The sequence below is a fragment of the Streptomyces sp. NPDC007901 genome (assembly GCF_042959465.1).
GTDB lineage: Bacteria > Actinomycetota > Actinomycetes > Streptomycetales > Streptomycetaceae > Streptomyces.
Genome location: NZ_JBIBKW010000002.1, coordinates 835,030 through 850,112, shown reverse-complemented (window position 1 = coordinate 850,112; position 15,083 = coordinate 835,030). Strand labels below are relative to the sequence as shown.

General features: G+C 72.0%; 15 protein-coding genes. 9 read left to right on the top strand and 6 right to left on the bottom strand.

What is annotated here, in order from left to right:
• Positions 1 to 82 precede the first annotated feature (82 nt).
• The gene (locus tag ACFZDK_RS09675; RefSeq protein ID WP_390971457.1) at positions 83 to 835 is read right to left on the bottom strand and encodes an MBL fold metallo-hydrolase; all 753 of its coding nucleotides are present in this window, start codon (positions 833 to 835) and stop codon (positions 83 to 85) included.
• A 51-nt stretch (positions 836 to 886) separates the two neighbouring features.
• A complete protein-coding gene (locus ACFZDK_RS09670) occupies positions 887 to 1,468 on the bottom strand; it encodes a TIGR03086 family metal-binding protein (protein WP_390971455.1) in 582 nt (193 codons plus the stop codon).
• A gap of 170 nt (positions 1,469 to 1,638) precedes the next feature.
• On the opposite strand from ACFZDK_RS09670, the gene ACFZDK_RS09665 reads away from it, so the two are divergent.
• The gene (locus ACFZDK_RS09665; RefSeq protein WP_390971453.1) at positions 1,639 to 2,868 is read left to right on the top strand and encodes an MFS transporter; all 1,230 of its coding nucleotides are present in this window, start codon (positions 1,639 to 1,641) and stop codon (positions 2,866 to 2,868) included.
• On the opposite strand, the gene ACFZDK_RS09660 is transcribed toward ACFZDK_RS09665, so the two are convergent.
• Both ACFZDK_RS09660 and ACFZDK_RS09655 read right to left on the bottom strand, forming a co-directional pair.
• Positions 2,811 to 3,968 carry a hypothetical protein gene (locus ACFZDK_RS09660; protein WP_390971451.1) on the bottom strand — a complete coding sequence of 386 codons (1,158 nt, stop codon included), beginning with the start codon at positions 3,966 to 3,968 and terminating at the stop codon, positions 2,811 to 2,813. The two genes, ACFZDK_RS09665 and ACFZDK_RS09660, sit on opposite strands and share 58 nt — an antisense overlap.
• Before the next feature lie 26 nt (positions 3,969 to 3,994).
• Positions 3,995 to 4,936 carry a 5-dehydro-4-deoxyglucarate dehydratase gene (locus ACFZDK_RS09655; RefSeq protein ID WP_390971449.1) on the bottom strand — a complete coding sequence of 314 codons (942 nt, stop codon included), beginning with the start codon at positions 4,934 to 4,936 and terminating at the stop codon, positions 3,995 to 3,997.
• A 224-nt stretch (positions 4,937 to 5,160) separates the two neighbouring features.
• Here ACFZDK_RS09655 and ACFZDK_RS09650 point away from each other — a divergent pair, with 224 nt between their 5' ends.
• The 7 genes from ACFZDK_RS09650 to ACFZDK_RS09620 all read left to right on the top strand — a co-directional run bounded on the left by ACFZDK_RS09650 (position 5,161) and on the right by ACFZDK_RS09620 (position 12,495).
• On the top strand, positions 5,161 to 5,985 hold the full coding sequence (locus tag ACFZDK_RS09650) for an NAD-dependent epimerase/dehydratase family protein (RefSeq protein WP_390971447.1): 825 nt from the start codon (positions 5,161 to 5,163) through the stop codon (positions 5,983 to 5,985).
• Positions 5,986 to 6,270: 285 nt separating this feature from the next.
• Positions 6,271 to 7,041 (top strand): DeoR family transcriptional regulator, encoded by a 771-nt coding sequence (locus tag ACFZDK_RS09645; RefSeq protein WP_390971445.1) that lies wholly within the window; start codon positions 6,271 to 6,273, stop codon positions 7,039 to 7,041.
• A gap of 77 nt (positions 7,042 to 7,118) precedes the next feature.
• A complete protein-coding gene (locus ACFZDK_RS09640; RefSeq protein WP_390971443.1) occupies positions 7,119 to 8,486 on the top strand; it encodes an extracellular solute-binding protein in 1,368 nt (455 codons plus the stop codon).
• On the top strand, positions 8,483 to 9,418 hold the full coding sequence (locus ACFZDK_RS09635) for an ABC transporter permease subunit (RefSeq protein ID WP_390971441.1): 936 nt from the start codon (positions 8,483 to 8,485) through the stop codon (positions 9,416 to 9,418). The genes ACFZDK_RS09640 and ACFZDK_RS09635 overlap by 4 nt, the downstream gene beginning before the upstream one ends.
• Positions 9,415 to 10,260: an ABC transporter permease subunit gene (locus ACFZDK_RS09630; protein ID WP_390971439.1), complete on the top strand. Its 846-nt coding sequence runs from the start codon at positions 9,415 to 9,417 to the stop codon at positions 10,258 to 10,260. Before ACFZDK_RS09635 ends, ACFZDK_RS09630 begins: the two co-directional genes overlap by 4 nt.
• Positions 10,257 to 11,246: an alcohol dehydrogenase catalytic domain-containing protein gene (locus ACFZDK_RS09625; RefSeq protein WP_390971437.1), complete on the top strand. Its 990-nt coding sequence runs from the start codon at positions 10,257 to 10,259 to the stop codon at positions 11,244 to 11,246. The genes ACFZDK_RS09630 and ACFZDK_RS09625 overlap by 4 nt, the downstream gene beginning before the upstream one ends.
• Before the next feature lie 52 nt (positions 11,247 to 11,298).
• Complete coding sequence (locus tag ACFZDK_RS09620) at positions 11,299 to 12,495, top strand: TerD family protein (RefSeq protein ID WP_390971435.1); 1,197 nt, start codon at positions 11,299 to 11,301, stop codon at positions 12,493 to 12,495.
• A 34-nt stretch (positions 12,496 to 12,529) separates the two neighbouring features.
• On the opposite strand, the gene ACFZDK_RS09615 is transcribed toward ACFZDK_RS09620, so the two are convergent.
• Positions 12,530 to 13,096 carry a TetR family transcriptional regulator gene (locus ACFZDK_RS09615; RefSeq protein ID WP_390971433.1) on the bottom strand — a complete coding sequence of 189 codons (567 nt, stop codon included), beginning with the start codon at positions 13,094 to 13,096 and terminating at the stop codon, positions 12,530 to 12,532.
• Between the two features lie 152 nt (positions 13,097 to 13,248).
• Between ACFZDK_RS09615 and ACFZDK_RS09610 the strand changes: the two genes are divergently transcribed.
• On the top strand, positions 13,249 to 14,703 hold the full coding sequence (locus ACFZDK_RS09610; RefSeq protein ID WP_390971431.1) for an MFS transporter: 1,455 nt from the start codon (positions 13,249 to 13,251) through the stop codon (positions 14,701 to 14,703).
• Here ACFZDK_RS09610 and ACFZDK_RS09605 read toward each other — a convergent pair whose 3' ends face one another.
• Entirely contained in the window at positions 14,704 to 14,886 is a 183-nt protein-coding gene (locus ACFZDK_RS09605) for a hypothetical protein (protein ID WP_390971429.1), read from the bottom strand. It lies immediately after the preceding gene.
• Between the last annotated feature and the right edge of the window lie 197 nt (positions 14,887 to 15,083).

Genomic DNA, 15,083 nt, shown 5'->3' with positions numbered 1-15,083 from the left:
GTGGAGGCGGATCGCGTGGCCGCCCGGGAGGGCTCCCGGGCCCGGCCCGGTGGCCCGGTGCCGCGGGACCGCTCCGGCCGTTTCAGAAGCCCCGGGCCTCGCCCTCCCGGGCCACCGCGGTCCCCCGGCCGAACACGACTCCGGCGCGGGCCGCCGCCATCTCCCGGGTCAGGGCCGGTCCCACGTGGGTGATCAGCAGCTCCCGCGCCCCCGCGTCCCGGGCGGCGCGGCCCGCGTCCTCCGGTGTCAGATGGACCCGTTCGCCGTCGCGATGCTCGTCGAGGTCGGACTCGCACAGGAACACGTCCGCGCGGGCGGCCAGTTCGGTCAGCGCGTCGCAGGGGCCGCTGTCCCCGGAGTAGGCCAGCACGCTCCCCTGGCACTCGGCGCGCAGACCGTACGCCTCGGTGCCGTGCGCGACCGCCCGCGCGGTGAGCCGCAGGTTCCAGTGCCGGACGGCATGGCCGTCGTACAGGGGCCGGAAGTCGAACACCCCGCGCAGGAAGCCCAGATCGGGTCGGCCGAAGAAGGCCGCCAGGCGCGGTGCGCACTCCTGCGGCGCGTACACAGGGATGGGCGCGGCCGGCGTCATCCCGCCGAAGGCGTAGGCGTAGGCGGCGGCCAGCAGATCCGCGCTGTGGTCGGCGTGCAGGTGCGAGATCCAGATCGCCGTGAGCCGCGCCGGATCCGTGTGCCGCTGCAACTCCGCGAAGGTCCCGGTGCCCGCGTCCACCCACACCTCGGCGCCGCCGCCCCGCACCAGGTAGCCGGAGCACGGGCGGCCGGGTCGCGGGTGCGGGGAGGCGGTGCCGAGGACGGTGAGACTCAGGGGCATGGCGAGGAGAGTACGGATCCGGGTCCCCGTCCGCTCACCGTTTGCGTCCCGTTACGGCTTCCACCCCGGATCCCGGCCGCTCAGCCCCACCGTCCGGTCCAGCGGCGACGCCTCCTCCGGTACCGGCACGACCGGCCCGAACGGGCCGCGGTCGCCCTGCGCCGCCATCCGCAGGAAGCCGTGCGCCGCCGCCAGCGCCGCCGGGTCCGGGACGTACTCCTGGCCCGTGGCCCGGGCCAGGTCCCAGCCGTGGACGACCAGTTCGTCGGCGGCGACCGCGGCCGCCACCTCCCCCGGCAGGTCGATCCCGCCCGCCCGCGTCATGCCGCTCCACGCGTCCGGTTCCCGCCAGGCCGCCGCCAGTTCGTCGAGCGCCTTGGGCAGCTCCGCCCGCCAGCCCGGCCCGATGTCGGGCGTGACGGTGCCGGGCGGCGTGGCGGTCGTCGCCCCCAGGTCCTTGCGGGCCGCGTCCCGGAACGCCACGGAGAGTCCCGCCACGTGGCCCAGCAGGTGCCGGACCGCGTAGGCCGGGCACGGTGTCGCCCCGGCCAGCTGTTCGTCCGTCACCCGCTCGGCGAGCGCCGCAACGATCCTCGCCTGCGGACCGAGGTCGATCATGGTCGTGCCGGTCATTCCGGTTCCTCCTGCCGATGCGGAAACAGCCTTCGGGAGGTGGACCGCGGCGACCGCCGAAACTCATCGGTCCGCCCCATCGCTCCGTACTTCTTCCGCCTCGTCGTTCCGTATTTCTAAGGCACCTGCCCGATCCCCGCACCCCCGCCTTAGACCCACGATGACCAGGCATGAAAGCCACCTCCTGGTCCGTGCTCCGGCTCCTGCGCGACCGCAACGCGGGCCTCTACCTCACCGGCGTCGTGGTGTCCGGCTTCGGCACGTCGGCGCTCTGGCTGGTGTCGGGCGTCTGGGTCAAGGACCTCACCGGCTCCGACGGCCTCGCCGCCCTGTGCACCGCCGCCCTGTGGGCCCCCACCCTCGCCGGGCCGGTCCTCGGCACCCTCGCCGACCGCGTCCGCCGTAAACCCCTGCTGATCTGCGTCAACCTCGGTCTCGCCGGTCTTGTGCTGTCCCTCCTCACCGTCGACTCCCCCGCCTCCGTCCGGCTCCTGTTCGCGGTCCTCCTCGTATACAGCGCGGCGGGTGTCGTGGAGGACGCGGCGAACTCCGCCCTCGTCGCCGCCGCGGTCGATCCCGCCCTCCTCGGCGACTTCAACGGGCTGCGGATGACCGCCCGCGAGGGCATGAAACTGGTCGCCCCGCTGACCGGCGCCGCGCTGTACACGGCGTACGGCGGGCCGGGCGTTGCGCTGCTGGACGCGCTGACGTTCGTGCTGGCAGCGGGGGTGTGCGCGCTGCTCCGGGTGCGCGAGGAGCGGCCGGGGCCGGCCGCCGGGAACTGGCGGCGGCAGACCGCCGAAGGCGTCCGGCTGCTGTGGGCGCACCCGGTCCTGCGGCCGTTGGTCCGCGCGGGCGGCGCCACGATGTGCCTGGCCTCGCTCGGCAGCAGCCTGAACTACGCCGTCGTGGACGCCGTCGGCCACTCGCCCGCCTATGTCGGCGTGCTGTACACGGTCCAGGGCGTCGGCTCGGTCGCGGTCGGGCTGGTCTCCGGGCCCGCGCTGCGGCGGCTGGGCGAGCGGCGGTTCGCGGCGTACGGCATCGCGCTGACGGGGGTGGCGGTGGCCGTGCGGGCCGTGCCATGTGACATATCACTGCTCATCTGCAGCCTGGCCGGCGGCCTCGGCCTCCCCTGCGTCCTGATCGCCGCCTACACCGCCGTCCAGCGCGAGATCCCGGCCGCCGCGCTGGGGCGGGCGACCGCGACCGCCGACACACTGATGTTCACCCCGAACGTGATCGGGCTGGCGGCGGGCGCCGCTCTCGTCGAACTCGTCGACCACCGGTGGCTGTTGGCGGCCCTCGGTGGTGCGCTGCTGGCCACCGCCGGGTCACTGGGTCAGCGCAGCGCGTCCCGTACCGCCGCCAGGTCGCCGTCGGACGCCAACCCGGCGTGATACAGCCGCAGTTCGGTGGCGCCCAGCTGCCGCGCGCGCTCCGCGTCGGCCGCCAGGGTGGCCGGGCTGCCGCCCATGCCGGAGACCACCCCGAAGTTGGCGGCCAGCACGGTGTCCACGCGCGCGTGCTCGGCAAAGGGCGCCAGCAGGGTCGTACCGCCCGCGCAGGGGACCACGACCCCGTCCGCGACCGCGAGTACGTGCGCGGGATCCACGCCCGCGTTGGCGCCGCAGTGGTAGGCCACCGGGTCGGCGTGCAGCAGCACCTGGAAGCCCTTGGGTGCTGCCGCGCGCACCGCCGCGACGGCCGCCTCCTGGAGGGTGCGGGCCTGCCCGTCGCGCCACGCGCGCGTGGCCGCCGCGACCGGTTCGCCGAGCAGCTTCTCCACCGTGGGCCAGCCGGTGTCGTCGGCCGCGCCGCGCCACAGCGGTTCCAGTGCCTCGCGTACGGCTGTCACCAACTCGTCGGCGTCCAGGCCCTGTTCGCCGTAACCGGCCCGGCACGCCGGGCAGAAGCAGAGGGCCATCAGGTACTGGCCGGCGTCCCCGAGCGGGACCCCCGCCGTCTTGTCGTGGGCGTGCAGATGCTGAAGGCCGTACCAGCCGAGGGACTCCAGTTCGGTGCCGGCGGCGCCCGGGCGTACGGCGGCCTCGGCGGCGAGGTCGGTGAGGTACGCGCGCGTGGCGGGCTGGGCGATGCAGGGGGCCCAGGGGTAGCGGTCGCCGTAGGCGTTGACGACGGAGGTGTCCGGATGTTCGGCGCCCATACGGGAGTTGTGGGCGAGGATCACCCAGGTGTGGACCTCGAGGCCGGCCCCGCGCAGGGCCTCGGCCGCCTCGCCGCAGGCGTCGCCGGGGGCCCAGTCGCCCGCCGGGTACGGGCGGAGTTCGCGGCCCGTCCAGCGCCCGTCCGTCGGGTAGTACACGGCCGCGTGCTCGGCGGTGACGATACGGCGGCGGGGGTGGCGGGGGGTCAGGGCCCGGGTGGAGTGGTAGGCGGAGGCCAGGGTCACCTGGTCCACGCCGAGCGCGGCGATGCGGTCCGGGGCCCCGGGGTCCCCGTTGACGTCCCAGGGGTAGACGAACGTCGACGTCTTCATGCGGCCTCCTCCGGACGCGGACGTGCTCACGCGTCCTCCTCCAGCAGCGCGTACCCACGCTCGATCAGCTGAGCGAGCTGCTTCACATGGTCCTCGCCCGGCTCGTGCAGCGGGGGGCGGACCTCGCCGACGTCCAGACCGCGCAGGCGTACGCCCGCCTTGACGAGCGAGACGGCGTATCCCCGTCCCTGAGCGCGGAGTTCGACGAACGGGCGGTAGAAGCCGTCCAGCAGGCGCTCCGCCGTCGCCCGGTTCCCCTCGCGCAGGGCGGCATGGAAGGCGAGGGCGATCTCGGGGACGAAGCAGAAGACGGCCGAGGAGTAGAGGCTGATGCCGATGGCCTGGTACGCGAGCTGGGTCTGTTCGGCGGTGGGCAGGCCGTTGAAGTAGAGGAAGTCGCCGGGGATCTCGGTGCGGACGGCGCTGACGATGCGCTGCATCAGGTCCAGGTCGCCGAGGCCGTCCTTGAAGCCGATGATGCCCTCGGTGCGGGCGAGTTCGACGACCGTGGGCGGAGTGAACACCGCGTTGTCCCGCTGGTAGACGATCACCGGGAGTTCGGTCGCCGCGGCCACCTCCCGGTAGTGCCGCAGCAGCCCCTCCTGGCCGGCGACCACCAGGTAGGGCGGCATGGCGAGCAGGCCGTCGGCGCCCGCGGCCTCGGCGAGACGCGCGTAGCGTACGGCGAGCGCGGTGCCGTAGCCCGCGCCCGCGACCACCGGTACCCGTCCGTCGGCCGCCGCCACGGCCGCGCCCACGCAGGCCTCGAACTCCTCCGGGAGCAGCGCGTGGAACTCCCCGGTGCCGCAGCAGGCGAACACGGCGGCGGCGCCGGCCTCGACGCCGCGGCGGACGTGCTCGCGGTAGACGTCGAGGTCGAGGGAGCCGTCGGGGCCGTAGGCCGTGACGGGGAAGAAGAGCGGTCCGCGCGGGTCACGAAGCCGGGCGGCGAGCGGGGCTGGCGTCACGGGCGCTCCCTGTCGATGCATGTTTCTGATCGGTGTCCATATTCATGAACGCGACCACGTTACGAGTCCCCCCGAGGGCCGGTCAAGGAGGCAACCGACCGACATGCGAGCGGATTTCCGCACTCCACGGCGCACTTGACTCGGTACGCCCCAGCTCCCTAGCGTGTCCACGCATGTGAATATCATGCATGTAGGCGACCCGTGCCGAGTCAAGGAGACCGTGGATGCCCACTCCCCGCACGCTACTGCTGACCGGCGCCGCAGGCGGGCTCGGCACCCTGATGCGCTCCCTGCTCCCGCAGTACGGCTACACCCTGCGCCTCTTCGACGTGCGCCCGGTCGAGGGCGAGCCGGACGCGGTCACCGCCGACCTCTCCGACAAGGAGGCGCTGCGCGAGGCCGTGCGCGGCGTCGACGCGGTCCTGCACCTCGCGGGGATCTCCCTGGAGGCACCCTTCGAGAAGATCCTGCGGTCGAACATCGAGGGCACGTACAACCTGTACGAGGCGGCCCGCGAGGCCGGCGTGCCGCGCATCGTCTTCGCCTCCTCCAACCATGCCGTCGGCTACACCCCCGCCCCGCGGGCGGGCACGCCTCTTGAGTCGAGGGTGCTGATCCCCGTCGACACCCCGCACCGCCCGGACACCTTCTACGGCCTGTCCAAGTCCTTCGGCGAGGATCTCGCCCAGCTGTACTGGGACCGGCACGGCCTGGAGACCGTCTCCGTCCGTATCGGCTCCTGCTTCGGGGAGCCCACCGACGTTCGGATGCTCTCGGTGTGGATGAGCCCCGCCGACGGCGCCCGCCTCTTCCACGCGGCCCTGACGGCCGAGGAGGTCGGCCACACCGTCGTCTACGGCTCCTCCGCCAACACCCGCCTGTGGTGGGACCTGAGCAGCGCGCGGGCGCTCGGCTACGACCCGCAGGACGACTCCGAGCAGTACGCCGGGAAGCTGATCGCCGAGTACGGCGAGCTGGACCCGGAGAACCCGGCCCACACCCACCTGGGCGGCCGCTTCGTGAACGACCCGCCGATCTGGCCGTACTAGGACGCGGCCCGGCACACCACCAGGACGCGCGACGGCGCGAAACGATCGCACGCGGCGGCGGGCGGGCACCGAACGGGCCCGCCCGCCGCCGCGTTCGGGCATCCGGGCCGCCCGATCCCACCCCTCCCCGGACAGCCGTGCAGGTCCGAGGCGGGCACTCCGCCGGGCAAACGGGCCCACACGGGCAGTATCGGGCCCGCAACAGACCTGGTCAGCCCCGCACACCCGCTGTAGAACTTGCTGCATGGCCCGAACGGGCACCTCCACAAGGAAGTGGGTGACGAGATGAGCACGCAGACGGCGGAGGAACGCCAGCGCGAGATCGTGCGGGCCGCACGCGCCACGGGCTCCGTCGACGTCACCGCGCTCGCCGGCGCCCTGGGCGTGGCCAAGGAGACCATCCGGCGCGATCTGCGCGCCCTGGAGGACCACGGCCTGGTGCGCCGCACCCACGGGGGCGCCTACCCCGTCGAGAGCGCCGGTTTCGAGACCACCCTCGCCTTCCGCTCGACCAGCCACGTGCCGGAGAAGCGGCGGATCGCGGCGGCCGCCGCCGAGCTGCTGGGCGACGCCGAGACCGTCTTCGTCGACGAGGGCTTCACCCCCCAGCTCATCGCCGAGGCGCTGCCGACGGACCGGCCGCTGACCGTGGTCACCGCGTCACTGCCGGTCGCGGGCGCGCTCGCGGAGACCGAGAACATGTCGGTCCTGCTGCTCGGCGGCCGGGTGCGGCCCGGCACGCTGGCGACCGTCGACCACTGGACGACGAAGATGCTCGCCGGTTTCGTTCTCGATCTCGCCTACATCGGAGCCAACGGCATCTCGCGCGAGCACGGACTGACCACCCCGGACCCCGCCGTCAGCGAGGTCAAGGCGCAGGCCGTCCGGGCCGCACGCAGGACGGTCTTCGCGGGCGTGCACACCAAGTTCGGAGCCGTCAGCTTCTGCCGCTTCGCCGAGGTCGGCGCCCTGGAGGCGATCGTGACGAGCACCCTGCTGCCCACCGCCGAGGCCCACCGCTACTCCCTGCTGGGCCCCCAGGTCATCCGGGTCTGACCCCACTCCACTCCCTCCCCCAGGCCCCTCCACACCCTCCACTGCCCCTTATATCCCGATTCCTCCAGGAGCGATCCATGCGAACCCCGAGCCGACGGAGGCCGCGCGTCACCCTCGCCATGGCCGCCGCAGGGACGCTGCTCGCCCCGCTGCTCTCCGGCTGCTGGGTCGGCGCGGGCGGGTCCGGTTCCGGCGGCGACTCGATCAACGTGCTGATGGTCAACAACCCCCAGATGACCGAACTCCAGAAGCTCGCCCCGCGCTTCACCAAGGAGACCGGCATCAAGGTCAACTTCACCGTCCTGCCCGAGAACGACGTCCGCGACAAGATCAGCCAGGACTTCGCCAACCAGGCCGGCCAGTACGACGTGGCCACCCTGTCCAACTACGAGATCCCGATCTACGCCCGCAACGGCTGGCTGCACGAGATGGACTCGTACGTCGCGAAGGACCCGGGCTTCGACCAGCAGGACATCCTCCAGCCGATGCGCGAGTCCCTGACCGCGAACGACGGCAAGCTCTACGGCGAACCCTTCTACGGCGAGTCGTCGTTCCTGATGTACCGCAAGGACGTGTTCGCCGCGAAGGGCCTGACGATGCCCGCGCACCCCACCTGGCAGCAGGTCGCCGACCTCGCCGCCGAGGTGGACGGCGCGCAGTCCGGGATGCGCGGCATCTGCCTGCGCGGGCTGCCCGGCTGGGGCGAGATGACGGCGCCGCTGACCACGGTGGTGAACACCTTCGGGGGCACCTGGTTCGACAAGGACTGGAAGGCCCGGCTGACCGGGTCCGGCTTCGAGAAGGCGACGAAGTTCTATGTCGACCTGGTCCGCGCGCACGGCGAGTCCGGCGCCCCGCAGTCCGGCTTCGCCGAGTGCCTCAACAACATGACCCAGGGCAAGACCGCCATGTGGTACGACGCGACCTCGGCCGCCGGTCTCCTGGAGGCGAACGGCTCCCCGGTCAAGGGCAAGCTCGGCTACGTCCCCGCGCCCGTCGAGCAGACCAAGTCCTCCGGCTGGCTCTACACCTGGGCCTGGGGCATCCAGAAGGCCTCCCGCAACCCGGACAAGGCCTGGAAGTTCATCTCCTGGGCGTCCAGCAAGCAGTACGAGCAGCTGGTCGGCGAGACCAGCGGCTGGTCCAACGTCCCTGCGGGCAAGCGGGCGTCGACGTACACGAACCCCGACTACGTGAAGTCGGCCGCCGCCTTCCAGGAGATGACCAAGGAGGCCATCGAGAGCGCCCGCCCGAACGACCCCGGCGTGCAGCCGCGGCCCGCGCCCGGCATCCAGTTCGTCGACATCCCCGAGTTCACCGATCTCGGCACCAAGGTCTCCCAGGAGATCAGTTCGGCCATCGCCGGACGGCAGTCCGTCGACTCGGCCCTGAAGAAGTCCCAGCAGCTCGCCGAGAAGATCTCCAAGGAGTACGTGGGACGATGACCGCGACGACAGCCCCCTACGCAGCGACACCCGTACGCGCCTCGCGGCCGCCCTCCGCCCGCCTGCGCGCCTGGGCCACCCGGGCCCCGCTCCTGCCCGCCCTGGTCTTCATGATCGTCGTGACCCAGCTGCCCTTCGTGGCCACGGTGGTCATCTCCTTCTTCGACTGGAACGCCCTCTACCCGAAGGCCCGGCACTTCGCCGGCGTCGACAACTACCGCCAGGTGCTGACCGACGCGGACCTGCGCCACTCGGTCTGGACGACGGTCCTCCTCACGGTCACCGTGGTGCTGGTCAGCCTGGTCATCGGACTCGCGCTGGCGCTGCTCCTGAACAACAGGTTCCGCGGCCGGGGCGTCGTCCGCACCCTGCTGATCGCCCCCTTCCTGGTGGTCCCGGTGGCCGCGGCCCTGCTCTGGAAGCACGTCCTCTACAACCCCGAGTACGGCCTGCTCAACGGCCTGTTGCACTACGTCGGCGGCCCGCAGCCCGACTGGATCTCCAACACCCCGCTGCTGGCGGTCGAGGCCGCCCTGGTGTGGCAGTGGACGCCGTTCATGATGCTGATCCTGCTCGCCGGGCTGCAGAGCCGGGACCCCGAGCAGATCGAGGCCGCGCGGGTGGACGGCGCGGGCGAGTGGCAGATCTTCCGCCATCTGACACTCCCGCACCTGCGCCGCTACCTCGAACTCGGCGCCCTCCTCGGCTGCATCTACATCGTGCAGAACTTCGACGCGGTCTTCACGATCACGTCCGGCGGCCTGGGCACCGCCAACCTCCCTTACACCGTCTACCAGAGCTTCTACCAGGCCCACGAGAACGGCCTCGCCTCGGCCGCGGGCGTCCTGGTGGTCATCGGCTCGATCATCATCGCGACCTTCGCCCTGCGCGTGGTGTCGTCCCTGTTCCGAGAGGAGGCGTCCCGCGCATGAGCAGCCTCGCCCTACGCGTCAGGAAGCACCGGGGCCTGAGCATCGGCCTGGTGGCCTGGCTGGTCGGCATCGTCTTCTTCTTCCCCATCGCCTGGATGGCGCTGACGTCCTTCCACTCCGAGGCGGACGCGGCGACCAACCCGCCCTCCTTCGGGGCCGCCCTCACCCTCGACGGCTACCGCGAGTTCTTCGGCGCGGGCGGCGGCGCGAGCCCCTGGCCGGCTCTGATCAACTCGGCGGTCGCCTCGATCGTCTCGACCCTCTTCGTCCTCGTCCTCGCCTTCCCGGCGGCCTACGCGCTGTCGATCCGGCGGGTGCGGAAGTGGACGGACGTCCTGTTCTTCTTCCTCTCCACGAAGATGCTGCCGGTCGTCGCCGGCCTGCTGCCGATCTACCTGTTCGCGAAGAACACCGGGATGCTGGACAACATCTGGTTCCTGGTCATCCTCTACACCTCCATGAACCTGCCGATCGCGGTGTGGATGATGCAGTCCTTCCTCGCCGAGGTCCCGGTCGCCGTCATCGAGGCCGCGCAGATCGACGGCGCGCGCCTGCCGACGATCCTCGCGCGCGTGGTCGCCCCGATCGCCCTGCCCGGCATCGCCGCGACCTCCCTGATCTGCTTCATCTTCAGCTGGAACGAACTGCTCTTCGCCCGAGTCCTGACGGGCGTGGTCGCCGAGACCGCCCCCGTCTTCCTGACCGGCTTCATCACCAGCCAGGGCCTGTTCCTGGCCAAGGTGTGCGCCGCGTCGCTCGTCGTCTCCCTGCCGGTGCTCGCCGCGGGGTTCGCCGCCCAGGACAAGCTGGTCCAGGGTCTGTCGTTGGGAGCCGTGAAATGAAGGCCGCCGTCATCGAGTCCGTGGGCCGTGCCGTCGTCACCGAGGTCCCCGACCCGACACCCGGCCCCCGCGAGGTCGTGGTGGAAGTCGCCGCGTGCGGGCTCTGCGGGACCGATCTGCACATCCTCCAGGGCGAGTTCGCGCCCAAGCTGCCGATCGTGCCGGGCCACGAGTTCGCCGGCGAGGTGGTCGGCGTCGGCGCCCAGGTGACCGAGGTGGCGATCGGCGACCGGGTCGCCGTCGACCCGTCCCTGTACTGCTACGAGTGCCGCTACTGCCGGGACGGCCACAACAACCTGTGCGAGCGGTGGGCCGCGATCGGCGTGACGGTACCGGGCGGAGCCGCGCAGTACGCCGTGGCCCCCGTCGCCAACTGCGTGAAGCTCCCCGAGCACGTCCGCACCCAGGACGCGGCCCTGGTCGAGCCGCTGTCGTGCGCGGTGCGCGGCTACGACGTCCTGAAGTCGAGGCTGGGCGCGCACGTGCTCATCTACGGCTCGGGGACCATGGGCCTGATGATGCTGGAGCTGGCCAAGCGGACCGGCGCGGCGAGCGTCGACGTCGTCGACCTGAACCCGGCCCGCCTGGAGACCGCCCGCCGGCTGGGGGTCTCGGCGTCCGCCGCGAACGCGGACGAGCTGGACCGGCCGCGGGGCTGGGACGTGGTGATCGACGCCACCGGCAACGCGGCGGCGATCCAGGACGGCCTGGAGCGGGTGGCGAAGGCGGGCACCTTCCTGCAGTTCGGCGTCGCCGACTACGCGACCCGGGTGACCATCGACCCGTACCGCATCTACAACCAGGAGATCACCATCACCGGCTCCATGGCCGTGCTGCACAGCTACGAGCGGGCGGCGGAGCTGTTCGCCAACGGGGTGCTGGACCCGGAGATCTTCATCAGCGACCGGCTGCCGCTCGACAGCTACCCGCAGGCGCTGGAGCAGTTCGCGGCAGGGGTGGGGCGGAAGATCGTGGTGGTGCCGTAGAAGTTTAAGGGAACGGTAAAGAGAGGTCGTTCGTTCACCCGGCATGACAGCTATGACCCCTGGCTCGAACATCCCTCTCTCCGCCTCCCGGGTGGCGGTGGACGTCGCCGCTCCCGTGCGGCTCGACGTGTCGGGCCTGCTGCTGACGGTCGACGGCAAGGTGCGCTCCGACGACGACTTCATCTTCTACAACCAGCCGGCGGGCGCGGGCGTGACCTACCGCTCGGGCGGTGGCACGGCGCCCGACGCGATCATCGTCGACACCGCGTCCGTCCCGCCGGGCATCGAGAAGATCGTGGTCACGGCGAGCCCGGATGCCGCGGGCCAGACCTTCCAGGGCATCGAGCCGACGGCGACGATCCGCAACGCGGCCGACGGCTCGGTGCTGGCCACCTTCACACCTCCGCAGCTCGGCACGGAGACGGCCCTGGTGGTCGTGGAGATCTATCTGCGCAACGGCGCGTGGAAGGCCCGCGCGGTCGGCCAGGGGTACGCCGACGGTCTGGCCGGCATCGCCACGGACTTCGGCGTGACGGTGGAGGAACCGGCCGCCGCACCGGCCCCGGCCTCCGCGGCCCAGTCGGCCTCCGCACCCGCACCCGCGCCCGCGCCCGCCGCCACCCAGCCGGTCCCGCCCGCCGCTCCCCCGGCACCGCCCGCCCCCGGCGCCGGGAAGATCAACCTCGACAAGGGCAGGGTCAGCCTCCAGAAGAACCAGACGGTGTCCCTGGTCAAGGGCGGCCGCCCGCTGCTCGCCCAGGTCAAGATGGGCCTGGGCTGGGAGCCGGCGTTCCGCGGCAAGGGCATCGACCTGGACGCCTCGGTCATCGCCTACGGCCCGCAGCGCAACCACATCGACAGCTGCTACTTCGGCAAGCTGTCCATCCTGGGCGGCGCGATCAAGCACTCCGGCGACAACCTCACCGGTGAGGGAGGCGGCGACGACGAGGTGATCGTGGTCGACCTCGGCCGGATCCCCCCGGAGGTCACCGGCCTGGTCTTCACGGTGAACTCCTTCTCCGGCCAGAAGTTCACGGAGGTCGCCAAGGCCTACTGCCGTCTCCTGGACGCCGCGACCGGCGAGGAGTTGGCCCGCTTCGACCTCACCAACGCCGAGGCGCAGACGGGCGTGATGATGGCCAAGCTCGTCCGCCAGTTCTCCGGCGAGTGGGACATGACCGCGATGGGCCAGTTCGTGAAGGCCCGCACGGTCCGGAACATGGTGAAGCCGGGGGCGGAGTCCCTCTAGACGTACCTCGGGGGCGGGTGCGCGGCCGTGGGCGCTACGGCCGCAGCCCCTCCGTGAGCAGCGACAGATACCGCTGGATGTCCTGGCCCTGCCCGTTGGCCAGCTCCGATGCCGTGGCGAGACCGTGCGCGAGGCGCAGCAGTTCGATCGGCTCGATGTCCGGGCGCAGGGTGCCCTCCTCCTTCGCCGCGTCCACCAGGCGGGTGGCCGTGCCGCGCACCAACCGGCCGCAGGCCGTCAGCGGGGCCGAGCTGCCGTCGGTGACCGCCGAGCCCAGCAGGGCCTTCAGACCGCGTACCTGGATGGTGGCGACGCACAGTTCGTTCAGCCACTCCATGAGCGCCGCCCCCGGCGGCAGCTCCGCGGCGAACGCGTCACCGGTGGCCGCCAGCGCCTCCATCCGGTCGGTCATCGCGGCCTCCAGCAGCGCCCGCCGGGTCGGGAAGTGCCGGTAGAGCGTGCCGGAGCCGACGCCCGCCCGTTTGGCGATGTCGTCCAGCGAGGCGTTCTCCCCATGCTCGGCAAAGGCCTCGACGGCCACCTTCAGCAAGCGCTCGTAGTTGCGCCGAGCGTCCGCGCGCATGGGCCTGACCTGCGTCATCCAGTTACTCCTTGCAAACCGGGGAGCCTCTCCGTATCTTATCGAGCACTAAACGGAGACAGTCCCCGGTTATCGCCGTGTGCTCCGCGGGCAGTCGGCCTGCCCGTTCGTGCCGAGGGCGTACAGGGGGACGCACAGACCGGGAGAACCTCATGTCCGCCCCGTCCAGCCCGTCCGTATCCGCCACCGCCGCCGGTGTCCCGCCGGGCTCCCCGCATCCCGCCGGGCTGCGCTCCGCCCTCCTCGTCATCGTCGCCGCCTACATGATGGTCGGCGTCGACTCCACCGTCGTCAATGTCGCGCTGCCCGACATCCAGCGGGGCCTGGGGTTCAGCCGCACCGGCCTGTCCTGGGTGCTCAACGCCTACACCCTCGCCTTCGGCGGTCTGTTACTGCTCGGCGGGCGGGTCGGCGACATCGTCGGCCGCCGTCGTACGCTCGGCGCCGGAGCGCTGCTGTTCGCCCTGTCCTCGCTGCTCGGCGGGGTGGCTGCGGAGGGCGGCTGGCTGCTCGCGGCCCGGGCGCTGCAGGGGGCGGGCGCCGCGCTGATCGCCCCCAGCACCCTGGCCCTGATCACCACCAACTTCCCCCAGGGACCGCGCCGCCATCACGCCCTGAGCGTCTACTCCTCCATGGCCGGCATCGGCGCCTCCGTGGGTCTGGTCCTCGGCGGCATGCTCACCTCCTGGGCCTCCTGGCGCTGGGCGCTGCTCATCAACGTCCCCATCGGCATCGCCCTGTTCCTGGCCCTGCCCCGGTTCGTCGCCGAGACCCCGCGCCACACCGGCCGCTTCGACGCGGCGGGCGCGCTGACCGGGACCGCCGGGATGACCTCGCTGGTGTACGCGTTCATCCGGGTCTCCGAGGAGGGCTGGACCGACACCCAGTCCCTGCTCGGGTTCAGCTGCGCCGTCGCGCTGCTCTGCGGCTTCGCCCTGATCGAGTCCCGGGCCGGGCAGCCGATCATGCCGCTGCGGCTGTTCGCCGACCGCGACCGGGCGGGCGGCTATCTCACCATCATGCTGCTGCCCGCGGGCATGTTCGGCGCCTTCTACTTCCTCACCCTCGTCTGCCAGCAGGTCCTGGCCTACAGCCCGTTGCGGGCCGGGTTCGCGTTCCTGCCCATGACCCTGGCCATGTTCACGGTGGTGCGGCTGCTGCCGAAGCTGCTGGCCCGCTTCGGGGCCAAGCCGATCCTGCTGACCGGCACCACCCTCCTCGTCGCCGCCGGCGGCTGGCTGTGGCGGCTGCGGCCCGGCGACGGCTACGCCACCGGGCTGCTCGGCCCGCTGCTGTTGCTGGGCATGGGCATCGGGTTGAGCTTCATGCCGCTCAACGCGACCATCCTCGCCCGCATCGAACCCCGCGAGGCAGGTGCCGCCTCCGGACTGATGCAGACCCTGCAGTGGCTCGGCGGCACCCTGGGACTCGCCGTCCTGGTCACGGTGTACGGCACCGCCACCCGGCACGCCACCGGCACCCCGGCGCGGATCCTCACCCACGGCGCCGCCAGCGCCTTCGGCATCGGCGCGCTGGTCGCTGCGGTCGCGTTCCTGGTGGCGGCCTTCGTGATCACGAGCCCGCGCCGGGAGCAGGCCCAGCCCTGATCACATCTTCGTCGCCCCCGCCGCCAGGTCGCGCAGGAACTGCCGGGCCCGGATCAGGAACACCACGATCAGCGGGAGCACGCTCATCAACGCGCCCGCCATCACCACCGCATAGTCCGTGTTGTAGGCGACGTTGAGGTTGGCGAGGGCGACCTGGAGGGTGACCTTGTCGGGGTTGACCATGACGACCAGCGGCCAGATGTAGTCGTTCCAGAGGCTGATGAAGGAGGCGTGAGTCGAATGCGGCCTCGTGGCCCTCGGGCACCGGGGCGGTCGGTCGGTTGCCTTGGGGTGGTCGGCACGGGCCGTTCGGCGTGGTCTGGACGCGGCTGCCGTGCTCGGACAGCCCCCTTCGGCGTTCACGCGGTGGGCGGATGGGG

Excerpts from the sequence above, each read along its gene's own strand:
- ACFZDK_RS09675 (WP_390971457.1), bottom strand. The coding sequence starts at position 835 with ATGCCCCTGAGTCTCACCGTCCTCGGCACCGCCTCCCCGCACCCGCGA.
- ACFZDK_RS09670 (WP_390971455.1), bottom strand. The coding sequence starts at position 1,468 with ATGACCGGCACGACCATGATCGACCTCGGTCCGCAGGCGAGGATCGTT.
- ACFZDK_RS09665 (WP_390971453.1), top strand. The coding sequence starts at position 1,639 with ATGAAAGCCACCTCCTGGTCCGTGCTCCGGCTCCTGCGCGACCGCAAC.
- ACFZDK_RS09660 (WP_390971451.1), bottom strand. The coding sequence starts at position 3,968 with ATGAAGACGTCGACGTTCGTCTACCCCTGGGACGTCAACGGGGACCCC.
- ACFZDK_RS09650 (WP_390971447.1), top strand. The coding sequence starts at position 5,161 with ATGCCCACTCCCCGCACGCTACTGCTGACCGGCGCCGCAGGCGGGCTC.
- ACFZDK_RS09645 (WP_390971445.1), top strand. The coding sequence starts at position 6,271 with ATGAGCACGCAGACGGCGGAGGAACGCCAGCGCGAGATCGTGCGGGCC.
- ACFZDK_RS09640 (WP_390971443.1), top strand. The coding sequence starts at position 7,119 with ATGCGAACCCCGAGCCGACGGAGGCCGCGCGTCACCCTCGCCATGGCC.
- ACFZDK_RS09635 (WP_390971441.1), top strand. The coding sequence starts at position 8,483 with ATGACCGCGACGACAGCCCCCTACGCAGCGACACCCGTACGCGCCTCG.
- ACFZDK_RS09630 (WP_390971439.1), top strand. The coding sequence starts at position 9,415 with ATGAGCAGCCTCGCCCTACGCGTCAGGAAGCACCGGGGCCTGAGCATC.
- ACFZDK_RS09625 (WP_390971437.1), top strand. The coding sequence starts at position 10,257 with ATGAAGGCCGCCGTCATCGAGTCCGTGGGCCGTGCCGTCGTCACCGAG.
- ACFZDK_RS09620 (WP_390971435.1), top strand. The coding sequence starts at position 11,299 with ATGACCCCTGGCTCGAACATCCCTCTCTCCGCCTCCCGGGTGGCGGTG.
- ACFZDK_RS09615 (WP_390971433.1), bottom strand. The coding sequence starts at position 13,096 with ATGACGCAGGTCAGGCCCATGCGCGCGGACGCTCGGCGCAACTACGAG.
- ACFZDK_RS09610 (WP_390971431.1), top strand. The coding sequence starts at position 13,249 with ATGTCCGCCCCGTCCAGCCCGTCCGTATCCGCCACCGCCGCCGGTGTC.
- ACFZDK_RS09605 (WP_390971429.1), bottom strand. The coding sequence starts at position 14,886 with ATGGTCAACCCCGACAAGGTCACCCTCCAGGTCGCCCTCGCCAACCTC.